17 protein-coding genes are annotated in these 17,791 nt (G+C 58.9%); 2 read left to right on the forward strand and 15 right to left on the reverse strand.

Going from position 1 to position 17,791, the window contains the following annotated elements; genetic code table 11:
• The 11 genes from CKW18_RS09400 to CKW18_RS09450 all read right to left on the reverse strand — a co-directional run.
• Nucleotides 1–154, reverse strand: a 154-nt coding sequence (locus CKW18_RS09400) for a transposase domain-containing protein (RefSeq protein WP_170947191.1), incomplete at its 3' end; no start/stop codon positions are given.
• Between the two features lie 132 nt (nucleotides 155–286).
• Nucleotides 287–2,380, reverse strand: a complete 2,094-nt coding sequence (locus CKW18_RS09405; RefSeq protein WP_095188546.1) for an LTA synthase family protein — start codon at nucleotides 2,378–2,380, stop codon at nucleotides 287–289.
• Nucleotides 2,381–2,695: 315 nt separating this feature from the next.
• Nucleotides 2,696–3,301, reverse strand: coding sequence for an START domain-containing protein (locus CKW18_RS09410; protein ID WP_095188547.1), 606 nt, complete (start codon nucleotides 3,299–3,301; stop codon nucleotides 2,696–2,698).
• Nucleotides 3,302–3,342: 41 nt separating this feature from the next.
• On the reverse strand, nucleotides 3,343–3,597 hold the full coding sequence (locus CKW18_RS09415) for a YkgJ family cysteine cluster protein (protein WP_095188548.1): 255 nt from the start codon (nucleotides 3,595–3,597) through the stop codon (nucleotides 3,343–3,345).
• A gap of 166 nt (nucleotides 3,598–3,763) precedes the next feature.
• Nucleotides 3,764–4,243, reverse strand: coding sequence for a translation initiation factor 2 (locus tag CKW18_RS09420; protein ID WP_095188549.1), 480 nt, complete (start codon nucleotides 4,241–4,243; stop codon nucleotides 3,764–3,766).
• Nucleotides 4,244–4,321: 78 nt separating this feature from the next.
• The gene (locus tag CKW18_RS09425; RefSeq protein WP_095188550.1) at nucleotides 4,322–5,761 is read right to left on the reverse strand and encodes a PLP-dependent aminotransferase family protein; all 1,440 of its coding nucleotides are present in this window, start codon (nucleotides 5,759–5,761) and stop codon (nucleotides 4,322–4,324) included.
• Between the two features lie 201 nt (nucleotides 5,762–5,962).
• A complete protein-coding gene (locus tag CKW18_RS09430; protein WP_095188551.1) occupies nucleotides 5,963–6,775 on the reverse strand; it encodes an OmpA family protein in 813 nt (270 codons plus the stop codon).
• Nucleotides 6,772–7,128, reverse strand: coding sequence for a DUF4398 domain-containing protein (locus tag CKW18_RS09435; RefSeq protein ID WP_095188552.1), 357 nt, complete (start codon nucleotides 7,126–7,128; stop codon nucleotides 6,772–6,774). Before CKW18_RS09435 ends, CKW18_RS09430 begins: the two co-directional genes overlap by 4 nt.
• Nucleotides 7,129–7,137: 9 nt before the next feature.
• Complete coding sequence (locus CKW18_RS09440) at nucleotides 7,138–7,959, reverse strand: ABC transporter substrate-binding protein (RefSeq protein WP_095188553.1); 822 nt, start codon at nucleotides 7,957–7,959, stop codon at nucleotides 7,138–7,140.
• Between the two features lie 80 nt (nucleotides 7,960–8,039).
• The gene (locus tag CKW18_RS09445; protein WP_095188554.1) at nucleotides 8,040–8,969 is read right to left on the reverse strand and encodes an electron transfer flavoprotein subunit alpha/FixB family protein; all 930 of its coding nucleotides are present in this window, start codon (nucleotides 8,967–8,969) and stop codon (nucleotides 8,040–8,042) included.
• Between the two features lie 2 nt (nucleotides 8,970–8,971).
• Nucleotides 8,972–9,721 carry an electron transfer flavoprotein subunit beta/FixA family protein gene (locus CKW18_RS09450; protein ID WP_007908338.1) on the reverse strand — a complete coding sequence of 250 codons (750 nt, stop codon included), beginning with the start codon at nucleotides 9,719–9,721 and terminating at the stop codon, nucleotides 8,972–8,974.
• Nucleotides 9,722–10,272: 551 nt separating this feature from the next.
• Here CKW18_RS09450 and CKW18_RS09455 point away from each other — a divergent pair.
• Nucleotides 10,273–11,937: an electron transfer flavoprotein-ubiquinone oxidoreductase gene (locus CKW18_RS09455; protein ID WP_095188555.1), complete on the forward strand. Its 1,665-nt coding sequence runs from the start codon at nucleotides 10,273–10,275 to the stop codon at nucleotides 11,935–11,937.
• Nucleotides 11,938–12,120: 183 nt separating this feature from the next.
• Here CKW18_RS09455 and CKW18_RS09460 read toward each other — a convergent pair whose 3' ends face one another.
• Complete coding sequence (locus CKW18_RS09460; protein WP_095188659.1) at nucleotides 12,121–13,011, reverse strand: AraC family transcriptional regulator; 891 nt, start codon at nucleotides 13,009–13,011, stop codon at nucleotides 12,121–12,123.
• A gap of 190 nt (nucleotides 13,012–13,201) precedes the next feature.
• Here CKW18_RS09460 and CKW18_RS09465 point away from each other — a divergent pair, with 190 nt between their 5' ends.
• Nucleotides 13,202–14,254, forward strand: a complete 1,053-nt coding sequence (locus tag CKW18_RS09465; RefSeq protein ID WP_095188556.1) for an NAD(P)-dependent alcohol dehydrogenase — start codon at nucleotides 13,202–13,204, stop codon at nucleotides 14,252–14,254.
• Nucleotides 14,255–14,257: 3 nt separating this feature from the next.
• Here CKW18_RS09465 and CKW18_RS09470 read toward each other — a convergent pair whose 3' ends face one another.
• The 3 genes from CKW18_RS09470 to dgoD all read right to left on the reverse strand — a co-directional run bounded on the left by CKW18_RS09470 (nucleotide 14,258) and on the right by dgoD (nucleotide 17,763).
• Nucleotides 14,258–15,061, reverse strand: coding sequence for an IclR family transcriptional regulator (locus CKW18_RS09470; RefSeq protein ID WP_095188557.1), 804 nt, complete (start codon nucleotides 15,059–15,061; stop codon nucleotides 14,258–14,260).
• 60 nt (nucleotides 15,062–15,121) lie between these two features.
• The gene (locus CKW18_RS09475; RefSeq protein WP_095188558.1) at nucleotides 15,122–16,432 is read right to left on the reverse strand and encodes an MFS transporter; all 1,311 of its coding nucleotides are present in this window, start codon (nucleotides 16,430–16,432) and stop codon (nucleotides 15,122–15,124) included.
• Between the two features lie 182 nt (nucleotides 16,433–16,614).
• Nucleotides 16,615–17,763, reverse strand: coding sequence for a galactonate dehydratase (dgoD, locus tag CKW18_RS09480; protein ID WP_095188559.1), 1,149 nt, complete (start codon nucleotides 17,761–17,763; stop codon nucleotides 16,615–16,617).
• Between the last annotated feature and the right edge of the window lie 28 nt (nucleotides 17,764–17,791).

The raw sequence follows: 17,791 nt of genomic DNA on the forward strand, positions 1-17,791 counted from the left end.
CCAAAGGTAAGCGTCGCCTGCGCAAAGTGGCTACACCGGCCTGCTCCAATGCCTGTTCGACCAGAGATGGATCAAGCAACGAGTCCAACCCTTCGAGGGAGTTGGGAGTCGAGACGAAGTTGTGGGTAAGTTCCAGTGCCCGAGCCAGACGCATAAAAAAATCCGATGCCTATTCAGGCATCGGATTTTGATTTCTTGCGGCCAAAGGTCAAGCAAAAGGGCTTAACTGATCGGCATTACCCTTTTCAGGGCCTCTTTTTTATTGCGCGAAGCGTATGCCGATCATTCAGTCCGGCGTACCGTGAATGACACCGGCGGTGTTATCCAACAGGCTTTTGGTCGCCGTTTGCAGGAACGCTTCGAGCTTGAGTTTCAACTCGGCAGTGCGCGGTGCATCAGGAACGACCTCGGCGTGTGGATTGGCCCCCAGCTCGTACCGCCAGATCTTCGGCCCCATGTCCTTGTCTCTCGGCAACACCAGAATCTGGTCGGCAGTGACGATCGCAGTAGTCTGCTCGCTACCCGATGGCTTGATCACACCGAAACCGGTGTCGCCTTGCGGCAGGTTGAGCAAGTCGCGACCCCAGCACTGATGACGTACTTCGCCACCCAGACGCCCCATGATGGTCGGCACGATATCGATCTGCGTGCCCACGGTGTGGTCGCGGGTACCGAACTTCTCCTGGATGCCCGGTGCGATCATCAGCATCGGCACGTTGAAGCGGCCCAGATCCATTTCGGTGATCTGGCGTTCGTTACCGAAACCGTGGTCGCCGACGATCACGAACAGGGTTTCCTTGAAGTAAGGCTCTTTGCGCGCCTTCTCGAAGAACTGACCCAGCGCCCAGTCCGAGTAACGCATCGCGGTCAAATGCTCGTTGAGCGAACCGCGATCGGTCACACGCTCGACCGGCAATGGTGTCGGCAAAGCGTACGGCGTGTGGTTGGACAGGGTTTGCAGCAACGCGTAGAACGGCTTGCCGTTTTCCCGCGCCTTGAGCTCCTGCAGACCACGGTCGAACATGTCCTGGTCGGACACGCCCCACGTCGGATCGGAGAACACCGGGTTGACGAAGTCGTTACGGCCAACAAAGTTGGTCATGCCCTGGTTGCTGAAGAAGCCCGACTGGTTGTCCCAGGCGAAGTCGCCGTTGTAGACGTAGACGTCGTCGTAGTCACGGGCGCTGAGCACCTGCGGCAGGCCGGACAGCTTGTGGCTGCCTTCCGGCGTCTGCATCAGGTATTCGAAGCCTGGCAGGTTCGGGAAGCAGGCCATGGTCGCGAACATGCCCTGGTGGGTGTGCGTACCGTTGGAGAAGAAGCGGTCGAACAGCAGACCTTCCTTGGCCAGTTTGTCCAGGTAAGGCGTGATGTTACCCGGTGCGCCCAAGGCGCCAACCGAATGACCGGCCATGCTTTCCATCAGGATCACGACGACGTTCTTGATCGGCAGGGTCTTATCGGCCGGCGGCGTGTAATCACGGCGCACGGCGGCAATATCGGCATCGACCAGTTTGTCGTCAGGCATCAGCAGCATGTCACGCACGACTTTCTGCGCTTGCTCCTGCGGCAGCGTGGCTTTCCAGATGTTGTCGCGATCCTCGCCCATGCGGGACTTGGCGGCCTCGATCAGCGACAGCGTGGCGTTAAGGCCGAGTTGGTTGGCGAAGTTGGAATCGGTGGTGTAGACGTCACCCCAGCGCATTGGCGGGCCTTGGCGCAGGGTGCCACGGGCCGCGACTACGCAGATCAGCAGGCAAACCACAAACACTGCAAGGCGCATGTACCACGGGGCCACCTGGCGAGTGCTGACGCTGCCACCGCTGAACGGCCCGCGCGGCCGCGTGGCACGGTCGGCGCCCTTGAACGCCAGGGTCAGGATTACGGTGCCGATCACCCAGGCCAGCAGATAGCGCACCACCGGAAAGCCGTACCAGAGCATGCTCATCACGGTTTTCGGATCTTCCTTCACGTACTGAAACACCAGGCCGTTGAGGCGCTGGTGAAACTCGCGGTAGAAGTCCATCTCCATCAGGCCGAGAAACAGCGCGATGCTTGAGGCGACGGTCAGCCACAGACGGAAGAAGCCACGCGCCGCCATGGCGCGGGCACTGAACAGTGCCAGCACCAGCGGAATGCAGACGTAGACCACCAGGCGCAAGTCGAAACGCAGGCCGTTGGCGAAGGCTTCGAGGAAAGTCGAGGCCGGGGTGTCGAGGATCATCTCGCGGTTGTAGACCAGCAGCGCGAGGCGCAGCACGGAAAACATCACCATCATGACCAGCGCGCAAAGCAGCGTGTAAGCCAGATGCGATTTGACGGTCGGTTGCAGCAGGCGAGTGGAAGATCGCTGCTGATTCAGGGCGTCCGGGTTTGCCATGTCGTTTTAGGACCCATTGGAAGTTGAAGTTGCAAAATACAGCGGCGCCATGCCCTCTATTGGCCATTCCAGGCCCCGGGGCGTGCGCGGTGCGCAAATGTTGCACGATCATCCGCACCATTGCCATTGATTACTGACCCGCTACCAGACACTTTCATTTAAAGCCACGGCAGACAGGGACAGGGTGCAAACAGCGCGGGCGAATTGTCTTGAACGCATTGTGAAAATTTCGTTCAACGCATATCTGGAAACACAATAAAGCTACAAAACAAAACGCCCCGAATTGATCGGGGCGTTTTGCTGAATGGGCGGCGATTACTTCTCGGCGCGCTCTTTCAAGGCTTTAAGGGTTTTGAACGGAGCATCAACAACAAACTTGTTGGCAACCATCGCCGGCACGCTGCCACCTGGTTCGGTGTGCACTTGATAAGTGACTTCAACCTGGTCGCCCTTCGGTACGAACTTCCAGAAGCCTATGACCTGCTGCACGCGGACAAAGCCTTTTTCTTCAGGAACGTACGTCGGCAGACCTTTGAGGTTGCGGGTCAGGCTGCCGTCGGCACCTTCGACGGTGGTGACTTCAATCACCGAGTCACGCGGAGTTACCGGCCAAGGCGTATTGAACTGGCTATAGGTCCAGCTCTTGTCGCCCTCATGCTTGAGCAGTTTCTGGGTCTTGCACTCGTGAATCCAGGCGCAGGCGCCGGCGACGTCTTCCTGCAGTGCGCGCAGCTTGGCGACGGTGGTCTTCATCAGGGCGACGCCCTGATAGGACTTGTAGTCCGAACCCGGCACTTCGCTTAGGGAGACCTTGATGCCGTCCTCGTTCTTGGCGACTTTCCAGTCCTCAGCCTGAGCGGCGGAAGTGGCCAGCACGGCGGTCAAACCACACAACACAGCGATACGATGCAGCGAACCCATAGTCTTATTCCTTATTGTTGAAGTTCCGTTCGTTTGACACATCACGCCGCCGTCATTTGCTCCCACCAGCCGATCAATCTGATCGCTTCTTGCGAACTGCTGCCACACACCTCGATATCGGCGGCGAAGCCCGAACAGACAGCCGGACGCTCCGGGCGACCGAAAATGCTGCACAGGTTATCGACCGAAAGTTGCACGCAACGTTCGCCGGCAGGTTTGCCATCAGGCATGCCGGGTATCGCCGAACTGATGGAAGGGGCAATGCAGCAAGCGCCACAGCCTTCACGGCATTTCATGACGAACAAGTCCTCGCGACGGGCAATGTGTAAAAGGGACGCCGAACAGAGTAACCGCTAAAACGGCTGTTTCAAATTCCCTGTACCGGGGTTTTTACGGATAAGTGAATGTGACTGACCAGTCTCCGACAAAGCGTCTGCTTCGCGGGTCACAGATGGGAGGTATTTACTGCTTGAACTCGAAATCAAGCGCTGCGCCTTCAACATCCCGACGCTCTTCATTGCGTAGTTGCAAGTCCATTTCGTTTTTGAGCAAACGCCCATTGAGCTGGAATCCGCTGTCTTTTTCCCCAAACATCTGCGGCAGAATCGGCTCGCGCTTAGGCGAAATGACAGTGCCAGGCGGCTTCAATTCTTCAACCATGTCCTTGGGCAAACTCAGATCCAGCTTCGCTGACGGCAGTTTGGACTTTGCTATTTCCCTAGCGGGTTTCGATTTGGAGGCCACCGGCGGACGCTTCTTCACCGGAGCAGCTTTCTTTGGCTGGGCTTTTTTTACCGGGGCGGCTTTTTTACTCGCCGCCGGCTTCTGCGCTTGGCTCGTCGCTGCCGGTTTATCCTGAACCGCAGCCGCCAGCACCTGCGGCGCATGAATGATCATCAGCGAAAAAAGCACAACCCCAGCGGCAGAAAAAATCGCTTTCATGGACCCAACGACACTAACGGCAGAGGGCCATATGCTCGCTTGTTGAGCGCCACAAGACAAGCATGACCGGCCGTTCGTTCAGAATCCGCCAGCCGTTTCCTGACACAGTTGGGTCGCCAACAGCCCCAGCGTCATCAACGCCCGCTCCGCCTCGCGGTTCCACGGAATGCCGCAGTTCAGGCGGATACAGTGGTTGAATTGCTCGGTATTACTGAAGATCAGCCCCGGTGCGATGCTGATGCCTTGCTGCAACGCACGGACATGCAATTCCTGAGTATTGACCCTGCCCGGCAGACTCACCCACAGGATGAAACCGCCCGTGGGCCGGGTCATTTGCGTGCCTTCGGGGAAGTACTGCTGCACCGCCAACTGGAACGCACTGAGGTTTTTTCGGTATTCCTGGCGGATGTACCGTAAATGCCGGTCATAACCGCCGTTTTCCAGATAGGCGGCAATTCCCATTTGCGTGACGCTACACGCCGAATGTGTGCTGAAGGTCTGCAAGCGCTGGATTTCCTGCTGGTACTTGCCAGCAATCATCCAGCCGATGCGGACACCAGGCGACAGGGTTTTGGAGAAGCTGGAGCAGTAGATCACCCGATCAAGCCGGTCATACGCCTTGAGCGCTTTGGTACGGCCCTGCTCGAACATCAACTCGCCATAGATGTCGTCTTCGACGATCTGAATATCGAAATCAGAGGCCAGGCGCAGCAACTGTTTCTGCCGCTCCTCCGGCATGGTACCGCCCAGTGGATTGCTCAGGCGCGTGGTCAGCACCAGCGCCTTGATCGACCATTGGTTGGCCGCCAGTTGCAGGGCTTCGAGGCTCATGCCGGTGGCCGGATCACTGGGGATCTCGATGACTTTCAGGCCCAGCAGGTCGGCCAGTTGCAGCAGACCGTAATAGGTCGGCGACTCGGCGGCGATCAGATCGCCCGGCCGGGTCAGCACTCGCAGCGACATCTGCAAGGCATCGACACAACCGTGGGTGATCACCACTTCCGAGGGATCAACCACCACACCGGCATCGCGCATGCGGATCGCCACTTGCCGGCGTAGTGGCTCGAAGCCCGGGCTGAACATATAGCTGAATGCGCGCGGGCTGTGGAAGCGAGTGACTTTGGCCAGTTGCTGGTGCAGTGCCCGCACCGGCAAATAGTCAACGCTCGGTACCGCGGCACCCAACGGGAAGACACCTTCGCGGCGCGACTCGACCAGCACTTGTTGAATGATGCTGCTGCGGGTGACCATACCTGGCCGTTCAACTCGGGCAATGTCAGGCGTCGGTGCTGTCAGCGCCGGCGTCTGGTGTACGTAATAACCAGACTGCGGCCGCGCGCGGATCAGCCCCTGATCCTCGAGGTTGGCGTAGGCCTGCAACACCGTCGCATGGCTGACGTTGAGCTGCGAACTCATCTTGCGCACCGAAGGCACGCGCTCCCCCGGTTGATAGACACCACGGCGGATGTCTTCGGCCAGTTGCTGAGCAATACGTTGATAGAGCAAGAGATTGGTCATGACGCAGCACTCGATTTCACGGGCATTTTATTCTTGTGTGAAACAATACCGGAACAGTTTAGAAGTGTACTGGGACAGTTGTCACTCTAGTCGACCATACAGCGCTGTGTCAGCTGCAACTGTATTGATGTGCGAACCAATCGACAGGCATAAAAAAGCCCGGTGCTGCATGACAGCCCGGGCTTTCCAGAGACGCTGCCCTCAACGGGCGGCGCCGAGCTGGCCTTTTTCGTCGGAGAACACAATTTCCACTCGGCGATTCTGTGCACGTCCACGCTCGGAAGCGTTGGCGTCCACCGGGTACTCATCGCCGTAGCCTTCAACCTGAATGCGCTTGTCCTCAATGCCCAGGTCCATCAGCACGTCGGCGACTGACTGCGCGCGGTCGCGAGACAGTTTGAGGTTTTCCTGTTTGCCACCGGTGCTGTCGGTGTAACCCTCAATACGTACTACGCGCTTGGGATTCAATTGCAGGAACTGCACGATCTTCAGAACGACGCGGTTGGCCGAGTTTTTCAGCTCCGCTTCACCGGTGTCGAACAACACGTCGCCGAGGGTCATCACCAGGCCGCGATCGGTCTGCGTGGTGGCCAGTGCGACAATCTGTTCTTCGAGCCATTTGCCCTGCTGTTGAACGCTGAGCAACTTCGATTCGCGCAGGGCCAGTTGCAGGCGCTGACGCTCCAGTTCGAGCTTGGCTGCGCGCTCTTCGTTGAGCGCCTTATTGGTGTGCTCGCGAGCGATCTCGCTGTAGCGCTGGCTTAGGTAGGCGTAATGCACCACATCCGAACCACTGCCCCAATAGGTGGACAGGCGATCAGCGCGGGCCAGGGACTCACCGGCACGGATCACGTCTTTCGGCGCAATGCGCAGGACGTTGGAATCTTCCTTGACCTTCTGAAAGTCGGCGCTGGCCTCTTGCAGAGCGGATTCACTGTGTTGACCGGCGCAGCCGTAGAGGCTGACGCAACCGGCGAGAAGCAGACCACCGAGCACTTTGGACTTGAGGCTCATTTGGCATCTCCCAGTTGCTTGCGCAAACGGGCAATACGCGTGTTCAGTACATTGACCTGCTCTTCGCTTTTTTGCGTCAGCACTTTGGCTTCGGCCAGACGGGCGTCGAGCTCTGCCTGTTCGGCACGCATACGCGCATTCCGATAGGACTCGTCGGCCATGTTGCCCTTGGCCCGGTTGTACTTGGTTTCGGCCAGTTTCATTTCCGGCACGTCATCGGCGGTGGCGCCGACGGCTTTGGCCTGAGCGATGGTTTGCTCGGTCAGGCGCATTTGTTCATTGGGTGCCGGATCGGTTGCGCAACCGGCCATGGCCAGAACGGCCACAGCCGCGAAAAGAGGTCGAATACTCACTAAGAATCCCTACTGTTTTGGGGCACTGACGGGTTGTTGCGGCTGTTGCTGTTGCGCCTTCCAGCGCTCGATATTGCGTTGCAGCGCAGCTTCCGTCAGTCCGGACGCGGGCAATTCTGTCATCTTTTTGGCCAACTGTCCGCGCAACCACGGATCGTTGCATGCCGAGTTATGCGAAACCGCCAGAAACAGCCCCGGTCGATCAATGGGTTGCTCGAAGGCCAGCAAATCATTGGCCATGCCCAACGCCTGCGCGGCAGCCATGCCCGAGTAGCGACCGGCGAGTACATATTCCACCTCGCCCAGCAGAAGTTTCTGAAAGGCCTGGGTGAGGTTGGCTGACCGGGTAAGGGTCAATTGCTGATCGGCGAAAGTGCCGAATGCCTGGGTCATTCGAGACTTTTCCGACAAACCACCGGTATGGCCAAGCAGGTCTTTGGCTTCGCTGTACGCCAGTGTCGAGCCTTTGCGGGTCCACACCAGATAGTCGTTCTGCAGGATTGGCGGGTAAATGTAGTCGAGGTTCTCCAGCTCATTGAAGGTCAGCGCCGCATCGGCCAGCATGTCCATGCGCCCACTGCGCACTTCATCAAGTGCCTGCGAGCGTTTGCCGGCGTAGAGCAACTCGACCTTGATGCCCAGGTCTTTGGCGACTTGCTGCAACAGATCGGCACTGGCACCGATCAAGTGCTTGGGATTCTGCGGGTCTTGCCACAGGTACGGCGGCGCATCCGGGCTGCCGGTGACGACGAGGCGCTCGCACTTGCCGGCGGCCGTAGCCATTCCCGGCAAGAGGATCAATCCTAATAACAACCTGCGGCGCAGATCCATGGCTAAACGCTCCCACTCAAATCCGAGTCAAAAAAAAGCCCGACCAAAAGGTCGGGCTCTTTATAAGTGAAGCGGCTGGATTAGACCAGCTTCTCCAGCTCAGGGATTGCTTCAAACAGATCCGCTACCAGACCGTAATCAGCTACCTGGAAGATCGGCGCTTCTTCGTCCTTGTTGATCGCAACGATCACTTTGGAGTCTTTCATGCCGGCCAGATGCTGGATCGCGCCGGAGATACCGACGGCGATGTACAGCTGTGGCGCAACGATCTTGCCGGTCTGACCGACCTGCATGTCGTTCGGGACGAAACCTGCATCGACCGCGGCGCGCGAAGCACCCACGGCAGCGCCCAGCTTGTCAGCCAGAGCGTACAGGTGTTTGAAGTTGTCGCCGTTCTGCATGCCACGGCCGCCGGAAACGACGATCTTGGCAGCGGTCAGCTCTGGACGATCGGACTTGGCCAGCTCTTCGCCGACGAAGCTGGAGATGCCAGCGTCGTGAGCAGCAGCGACTGCTTCAACGGCAGCCGAACCACCTTCAGCAGCCACCGGGTCGAAACCGGTAGCACGCACGGTGATCACTTTGATCGCAGCGGTCGATTGCACGGTAGCGATGGCGTTACCGGCGTAGATCGGACGCTTGAACGTGTCGGCGCTTTCGACCGAAATGATCTCGGAGATCTGGTCAACGTCCAGCGCAGCAGCAACGCGCGGCAGGATGTTTTTGCCGTTGGAAGTGGCGGCAGCCAGGATGTGGCTGTAACCCTTGCCCAGCTCTGCAACCAATGGAGCAACGTTTTCCGGCAGCTGATGCGCGTAAGCGGCGTTGTCAGCGTTGAGGACTTTGCTCACGCCAGCGATTTTCGCAGCGGCTTCAGCCACGGCGCCAGCGCCCTGACCTGCTACCAGTACGTGGATATCGCCGCCAATTTTGGCAGCAGCAGCCACGGTGTTCAGCGTGGCCGGGGCCAGCACTTTATTGTCGTGTTCAGCGATTACCAAGATAGTCATGGTCAGATTACCTTCGCTTCGTTTTTCAGTTTCTCGACCAGTTCAGCCACCGACTTGACCTTGATGCCCGCGCTGCGTGCAGCCGGCGCTTCGACTTTCAGGGTCTTGTTGGTGGAGGCGGTGGAAACGCCCAAAGCGTCCGGAGTCAGCACTTCGAGAGGCTTCTTCTTGGCTTTCATGATGTTTGGCAGGGACGCGTAGCGCGGCTCGTTCAAACGCAGGTCGGTGGTGACGATGGCCGGCAGTTTCAGGGAAACGGTCTGCGCGCCGCCGTCGATTTCGCGAGTCACGGCAACGCTGTCGCCGGACACTTCGACTTTCGAGGCGAAAGTGCCCTGACCGTAGCCGCTCAGTGCAGCGAGCATCTGGCCGGTCTGGTTGTTGTCGCTGTCGATCGCCTGTTTGCCCAGGATCACCAGTTGAGGCTGTTCCTTGTCGACCACAGCCTTGAGCAGCTTGGCCACGGCGAGCGAAGTCAGATCTTCAGCGGATTCGACGAGGATGGCACGGTCGGCACCCAGAGCCAGTGCGGTACGCAGTTGCTCCTGAGCGGTGGTCGGGCCGATGGAGACGACGACGATTTCAGTCGCAACACCTTTTTCTTTCAGGCGTACGGCTTCTTCCACTGCGATTTCGCAGAACGGGTTCATCGACATCTTGACGTTGGCGAGGTCTACGCCGGAATTGTCCGCCTTGACGCGAACCTTGACGTTGTAATCCACAACGCGTTTGACAGCTACAAGAACCTTCATGGATTCCTCGTTACTCTCCGGTGAAAAGAAAGTCGCCTAGGCGAACCTGGCGGTTGATGCTCATCGGGTTGCAAGGGCACCTCTAAAAACGCCGGCTTGTGTGCGGGGTGATTCCACGCTGCGAAATCCGATGACCGTTCGTCAGTGGTGACCGACAAGTCATTGATCTTCACGGTGTGTAAACTGCGCGCCAGACATGCGCTGCGCTTCACCTTGTACTGCCTACGCCCTGTCTTTAGAGGTGCTCTTGAAACCGCCAGTCTGCCTACGGCGAGCGCAAAACCGCCCGTATCTTGACCGGAACGCCTATTCCGGTCAATACGGAAAAATGGTCACTCATAAGCCGCGCTTCTTTGATTTCTCTGGGCTGGAGCCAATTCAAACAAACGTTTGTATTGGACGCTCAGAGTGGTGTAGATATAATGCGCCCCCTAGAGAGAAAGGTGGGTTCTCCATTACTGCCCTTGACGTTAACGTAAAGGCAATTTGGATGCGACACCAAACCTCCAAAATAGAAAAAAAACTGTTGAGCCTTGAGTAGGAGATAGCCTGTGGAACGCGAATACATGGAATTCGACGTGGTCATCGTCGGTGCCGGCCCCGCTGGCCTGTCCGCCGCCTGCCGTCTGAAGCAGAAGGCCGCCGAAGCCGGTAAGGAAATCAGCGTCTGCGTGGTCGAAAAAGGCTCCGAAGTCGGCGCACACATCCTTTCCGGTGCCGTATTCGAACCACGCGCTCTGAACGAATTGTTCCCGGACTGGAAAGAACTCGGCGCTCCGCTGAATACGCCGGTCACCCGCGACGACATTTTCGTGCTGAAAAACGCCGACAGCGCGCAGAAAATTCCTGACTTCTTTGTGCCCAAGACCATGCACAACGAAGGCAACTACATTATCTCGCTGGGTAACCTGTGCCGCTGGCTGGCCCAGCAGGCCGAAAACCTGGGGGTAGAAATCTACCCGGGCTTCGCCGCTCAGGAAGCATTGATCGACGAAAACGGCATCGTGCGCGGGATCATCACCGGTGATCTGGGCGTCGACCGCGAAGGCAACCCGAAAGAAGGCCTGTACACCCCGGGCATGGAATTGCGTGGCAAATACACGCTGTTCGCCGAGGGCTGCCGTGGTCACATCGGCAAGCAACTGATCAAGCGCTTCAACCTCGACAGCGATGCCGACGCCCAACACTACGGCATCGGTCTAAAAGAAATCTGGGAAATCGATCCGGCCAAACACCAGCCTGGCCTGGTCGTACACACCGCCGGCTGGCCGCTGGACATCATGGGCACCGAGAACACCGGCGGTTCGTTCCTCTATCACCTAGAAAACAATCAGGTGGTGGTCGGTCTGATCGTTGACCTGTCCTACAGCAACACTTACCTGTCGCCGTTCGACGAGTTCCAGCGCCTCAAACATCACCCGGTGCTGGCGCAGTACCTGGAAGGCGGCAAACGCGTCAGCTACGGCGCTCGCGCCATCTGCAAAGGTGGTCTGAACTCGCTGCCGAAAATGGTCTTCAAGGGCGGCGCGCTGATCGGTTGCGACCTCGGCACCCTGAACTTCGCCAAGATCAAAGGCAGCCACACCGCGATGAAGTCCGGCATGCTCGCCGCTGAATCGGTGGCTGACGCGCTGTTCGCCGAGAAGGATGGCACTGAAGAACTGACCACTTACGTCGACGCCTTCAAGAAGAGCTGGCTCTACGACGAACTGTTCGCCAGCCGTAACTTCGGCCCGGCGATCCACAAGTTCGGCGCCATCGTCGGCGGCGGTTTCAACTGGCTGGATCAGAACATCTTCGGCGGCAAACTGCCGTTCACCCTGCATGACACCAAGCCGGACTACGCCTGCCTCAAGCTGGCGGCCGACTGCAAGAAGATCGACTATCCGAAGCCGGACGGCAAACTCAGCTTCGACAAATTGAGCTCGGTGTTCATCTCTGGTACCAACCACGAAGAAGAACAGCCGTGCCACCTGAAGCTCACCGACCCGAGCATCCCGATCAGCAAAAACCTGCCGCTGTACGACGAGCCGGCGCAGCGCTACTGCCCGGCCGGCGTGTACGAGGTGATCACCAAGGAAGACGGCGAGAAGCGCTTCCAGATCAACGCCCAGAACTGCGTGCACTGCAAGACCTGTGACATCAAGGATCCTTCGCAGAACATCACCTGGGTCACGCCGGAAGGCGCTGGCGGCCCGACTTACCCGAACATGTAAGCTGAACCGCTGAACAACAAGGCTCCCGAATTGGGGGCCTTTTTGTTGCCCTCGATTCCAGTAATGTCACAAAACAACGGTGGGAGCGAGCCTGCTCGCGAAAGCAATGTGTCATACAACGATGATGTCGACGGATACACCGCTTTCGCGAGCAGGCTCGCTCCCACAAGGGATTTGTATTGATCAAGCTGCGCGTTCGTCGCCGGGGCTGCGCTCAAAGTAGCGCTTGTACTCGCGACTGAACTGCGACGTACTCTGATACCCGACCCGATGCGCCACCTGTGCCACACCCAGCCCCTCCGCCACCAACAACGTCTGCGCTTTCAACAACCGTAAACGCTTCAGATACTGCACCGGCGACAACAACGTGCTGCGTTTGAAATGCTCATGAAACGTTGAAACGCTCATGTTCGCGCAACCGGCCAATGTCTCGACGTTCAACGGCTCGGTGTAGTGCGCATGCAGATGGCTGATCGATGCCGCCACCCGGGCAAACTGCCCCTGCTGCTCGACCAGCGCCCGCAACACATCAGCCTGCGGCCCGCGCAATGCGACGAAGAGCAATTCGCGAATCCGCGCCGGCCCGAGAATCTGACACTCCAGCGGATCGTGCAGACATTGCAGCAGCCGCTCGACACAACCGCGCATGGCATCGTCAAGCACCACCGAGGTCATCGACTCCGGGGTCTGCGCCGGAATGTGCCGCCCTGGCGCCAGCCCCATGGCCAGCACTAATTCGCCAAGCAAGACGCGGTCGATCGCCACCGAAATCCCCAGCAACGGCGCATCCGGCAAGGCAAAGGTTTCGCACTCGAAAGGCACCGGCAGTGCCTGAATCAGATAATGCCCGGCACCATATTCCAGGGTGCGCGGCCCAAGGAACGCCAGTTTGCTGCCCTGGGCGATGATCATCAGGCTCGGCTCATAAATATGCGGGCCACGGGCGACATCGCAACTGGCGCGCAACACCTGCACACCGGGTAACCCGGTCTGGCTGTAACCATCGCGCAGCGCCAGCGGTTCGATCAGCGAAACCAGCGTGGCATTGGCATCAAGGTGACGGGTCAATTGCATCGACATGTTCTTCACAAAAATCACGGAAAAAGGGATGAAAGCATCATCGCAGATCCTTTTGCCAAAGCGACCGATCAAAGCCGCATGCCGGAGGATTAGGCATGAGCCCCGGAGGAATCGTCATGGCCGGACAGGCGCACGGCGCCCAGAATGCGCCGCCTCACTTGTCACTGCTTTTGCGAGGTTTCACATGTATACCGCGATCGGCTATGCCGCCCAATCGGCCACCACTCCCCTCGCCCCGATGAAATTCGAACGCCGCAGCCCCCGGGCCGACGACGTGGCGATCGAGATCCTGTACTGCGGCGTCTGCCACTCCGATATCCACCAGGCTCGCAACGAATGGGGCATCGCCGTTTACCCGTTGATGCCTGGCCATGAGATCGTCGGAAAAGTCACCGCCGTCGGTGCGAATGTCACCAAACACAAAGTAGGCGATCTGGTCGGCGTTGGCTGCATGGTCGACTCTTGCCGCACCTGCGAAGCCTGCCAATCGGACCTTGAGCAGTATTGCCTCGAAGGCCCGACCATGACCTATGCCACCCCGGACCGGGTCGACGGCAGCAACACCATGGGCGGCTACTCCGACAGCATCGTCGTCAGCGAGCACTTCGTGGTAAGCATCCCGGAAAAACTGGCACTGGCCAGCGCCGCGCCGATTCTCTGCGCCGGCATCACCACGTATTCGCCGCTCAAGCACTACGGCGTCAAGGCTGGCGACAAGGTTGGTATTTTGGGCATGGGCGGCCTCGGCCACATGGGCATCAAGTTCGCCAAAGCCATGGGCGCCGAAGTGACGCTGTTCACCCGTTCGGCGAGCAAGGCTGAAGAAGGCCGTCGTCAGGGCGCCGATCATGTGATCGTGTCCACCGACGCCGAGCAGATGAAAGCGGCCGCCGGTTACTTCGACTTTCTGCTCGACACCATTCCGGTGCAGCACGACCTGAACCCGTACCTCGACACCCTGCGTTTCGACGGCGTACACATTCTGGTCGGTCTGATCGAGCCGGTTGATCCACCGGTACACGCCGGCAAACTGGTGATGAGCCGCCGCGTGCTGGCGGGTTCGTTGATCGGCGGCATCGCCGAAACCCAGGAAGTGCTGGATTTCTGCGCCGAGCACAACATCACCTGCGACATCGAAATGCTCGACATCCGCCAGATCAACGAGGCTTATGCCCGCATGATCGCCGGTGACGTGAAGTATCGCTTCGTGATCGACATGGCGACCCTGAAAGTCTGACCCTCAGACCTTCAAGCCAAGCTCCGCCGAGAGCCGGGCTGTGACCCCTTTGATCAGGGGAATCAGCTCGGCCATCTTCTCCAGCGGCATGTAAGGCACGGTGCTGGCAATGCTGATTGCCGCCACAATGCCTTTGCTCGCATCACGAATCGGCGCCGCCACGCAGCGGATCGACGGTTCGTTGTCTTCCAGATCGAACGCATAGCCACCGGCCACGTATTCGGTCATCCGCTGCTCAAGCTGTTCCCACGACTGCTGGGGATGCTGCGGCCAGAACTGACTTTTCCCACCCGCCGGCAGGCTGATGTCGTACAGCCTCTGCCAGTCTTGCGGCGCGTCATCGAGCATCAACGCCTTGCCGATCCCGGTCCGCGCCAGCGGCATGCGATGGCCGACCCGCGAGCGCATTTCCGGGCCGTTGCGCCCCGGATTTTTCAGCAGATAAAGCACTTCATCGCCTTCACGAATCCCCAGGTGAACGGTGTCACCGGTCAGTGCCGACAACTCATCCAGATAAGGTCCGGCCAACGTCACCAGCGGTAACTCTTCACGTGCCTGGAAACCCAGCTCGATCAACTTCGGCCCCAACAGATAACCGATTTGCGGCACCACGCGCAGGTAGCGCTCATCCACCAGACAACTGGCCAGCCGATGGGTGGTGCTACGCGTGGTGCCGATCAGCCGGGCAATCTCCTTGAGATCACGGGCGCCACTGGCCACGGCCTGCACCACACCCAATCCGCGCAGTAGCGTCTGAGTGCCGGTGGGCGCGGCGTCCTTGGTTTTTTCCGGGGCGTCTTCCTGCATATCCAGCCTTTACCGTTAAGCGAGGGAACGGGCGGCATTATGGTCGCCCGACGCAGAGCACTACAACTCGATACGTTCGACCTTGCCCACCAGCAGCACGTAGGACAACGCGCCAATCAGTGCGAGAACCGCGATGTAGGTGATCGCCGGGGCAAAGGAATCACCACTGGCGAGGAAACCGATCACGATCGGCGTGGCAATCGCCGACAGGTTGCCGATGAAATTAAACACCCCACCGGTCAAGCCGAGCAGACGCGCCGGCGCCAGCGTCGACACCAGCGACCAGGTGATCGACGCCAGACCGTTGCCGAAAAACGCCAGTGCCAGAAACGCAATCACCAGCGGCGTTGACTCAACGAAGTTGGCGCCAATGATCGAAGTGGAAATCAGCAGCCCGCCAATGATCGGCAACTTGCGTGCGAATCCGACGGTGTAACCACGACGGATCAAAAAGTCGGAAAAGAACCCCGAGCACAACACGCCGACGAACGCTGCGAGAAACGGCAGCGACGCCAACAGGCCGGATTTGATGAAGTCCATGCCGCGATATTTCACCAGGTAGGTCGGGAACCACGTCAGGAAAAACCACAGCGTCGAGTTGAGGCAGAACTGGCCGAGGTAGATACCCCACAACTTGCGTTTAGTCAGGACGATGCCGAGATCGGCCCAACTGAATTTGGCTTTGACCTTGGCGCTCTCGGCCTGAATATCCACCAACCCGCCACCCTCGCGGATCAGATCGATTTCTGCAGCATTGGCGCCTTTGAAATCCCGCGGCTCGCGATACACCGCGTACCAGATCGCCGCCCAAATGATGCCCACTGCACCGGTCGCGACGAACACCATGTGCCAGCCGAATTCGTGTTGCAGCCAAGCCAGTACCGGGGTGAGGAAAGCCAATCCAACGAACTGCCCGGACGTGTAGAAACCAATCGCCGTGGCGCGTTCACGCTCGGGAAACCAAGTGGTGACCACGCGGCTGTTGATCGGATAGGCCGGTGCTTCCAACGCACCGACCGCCATGCGCAGCACGAATAGCGCAATGAAACTGGCGGCGAAACCGAGCATCACCGTGGCCAGCGACCATAGCAACAGTGCAACGCTATACAGAATGCGCGGCGGCACCCGATCCACCAGCCAGCCGCCGGGGATCTGCATGGCGGCGTAGGTCCAGCCGAAGGCGGAGAAAATCAGCCCGACGTGAATCGGGTCGATGCCCAGTTCAGTGGTCAGGGCCGGCGCGGCAATCGACAGGTTGCTGCGGTCGAGGTAGTTGATGACCACGGTGATAAACAGCAACACCATGATGAAAAACCGCTTGCGGCTAGGCGTGACTAAAGACGCCTGCCCGGTGAGGGTTTGCGGTTGCATGAGAGAGGCCTCTTCTTATGTTTATTGAGGTCATGACGCAAATCTGCCATCCATGGAGATCAACACGGTGGGAGGGGGCTTGCTCCCGAAGAGGGGGTATCAGTCGACATTCATTTAGCTGACACGCCGCATTCGGGAGCAAGCCCCCTTCCACAGAAGAATGGTGGGGAGTCAGAAGGGACTCACCACTCGGCAAAACTGCCATCGGCATGGCGCCAGATCGGATTGCGCCAGCGGTGGCCGACGGCCGCACGCTCGATCACGTATTCCTCGTTGATCTCGATGCCCAGCCCCGGCCCGTTCGGGATCTTCACGAAGCCCTTGTCGTAATCGAACACCCGCGGGTCCTTCACGTAGTCGAGCAAGTCATTGCTCTCGTTGTAATGGATGCCCAGGCTTTGCTCCTGGATAAACGCGTTGTAACAAACCGCGTCGAGTTGCAAACACGCCGCCAGCGCAATCGGCCCCAACGGGCAATGCAACGCCAGGGCCACGTCGTAGGCTTCGGCCATGTTGGCGATCTTGCGGGTTTCGGTGATGCCGCCGGCATGGGACGCATCCGGCTGGATGATGTCGACGTAACCTTCGCTCAACACCCGTTTAAAGTCCCAGCGCGAGAACAGCCGCTCACCGAGGGCAATCGGCGTGCTGGTCAACGGCGCCAGCTCCTTCAGCGCTTCGTAGTTTTCGCTGAGCACCGGCTCTTCGATAAACATCAGTTTGTACGGGTCGAGCTCCTTCATCAGCACCTTGGCCATCGGCTTGTGCACCCGACCATGGAAGTCGACGCCAATGCCGACATTCGGCCCGACCGCGTCACGCACGGCGGCCACGTTGGCCAAGGCGAGGTCGACTTTTTCGAAGGTATCGAGAAATTGCAGTTCTTCGGTGCCGTTCATTTTCACTGCGGTAAAACCACGGCTCACCGCCTCTTTCGCCGCGCGTGCGGTGTCGGCCGGACGGTCGCCGCCGATCCACGAATACACGCGGATCTTGTCGCGCACCTGGCCACCGAGCAGATCGCTGACCGACACGCCGAGCGCCTTGCCCTTGATGTCCCACAGCGCCTGGTCGATACCGGCCAGTGCGCTCATGTGAATCGCGCCGCCGCGGTAGAAGCCGCCCCGGTACAACACCGTCCAGATATCCTCGATGTTGCGTGGGTCTTTGCCGATCAGGTAGTCGGACAATTCCTCAACGGCAGCGGCAACGGTGTGGGCACGACCCTCGACTACGGGCTCGCCCCAACCGGTGACGCCCTCATCGGTTTCGATCTTGAGGAAACACCAGCGCGGCGGGACGATGAAGGTGGTGAGTTTGGTGATTTTCATCTTTTTGTCTCTCTTATTAGATGCAGCG

The organism is Pseudomonas sp. Irchel 3E19 (assembly GCF_900187585.1).
GTDB classification, from domain to species: Bacteria; Pseudomonadota; Gammaproteobacteria; order Pseudomonadales; family Pseudomonadaceae; genus Aquipseudomonas; species Aquipseudomonas baetica.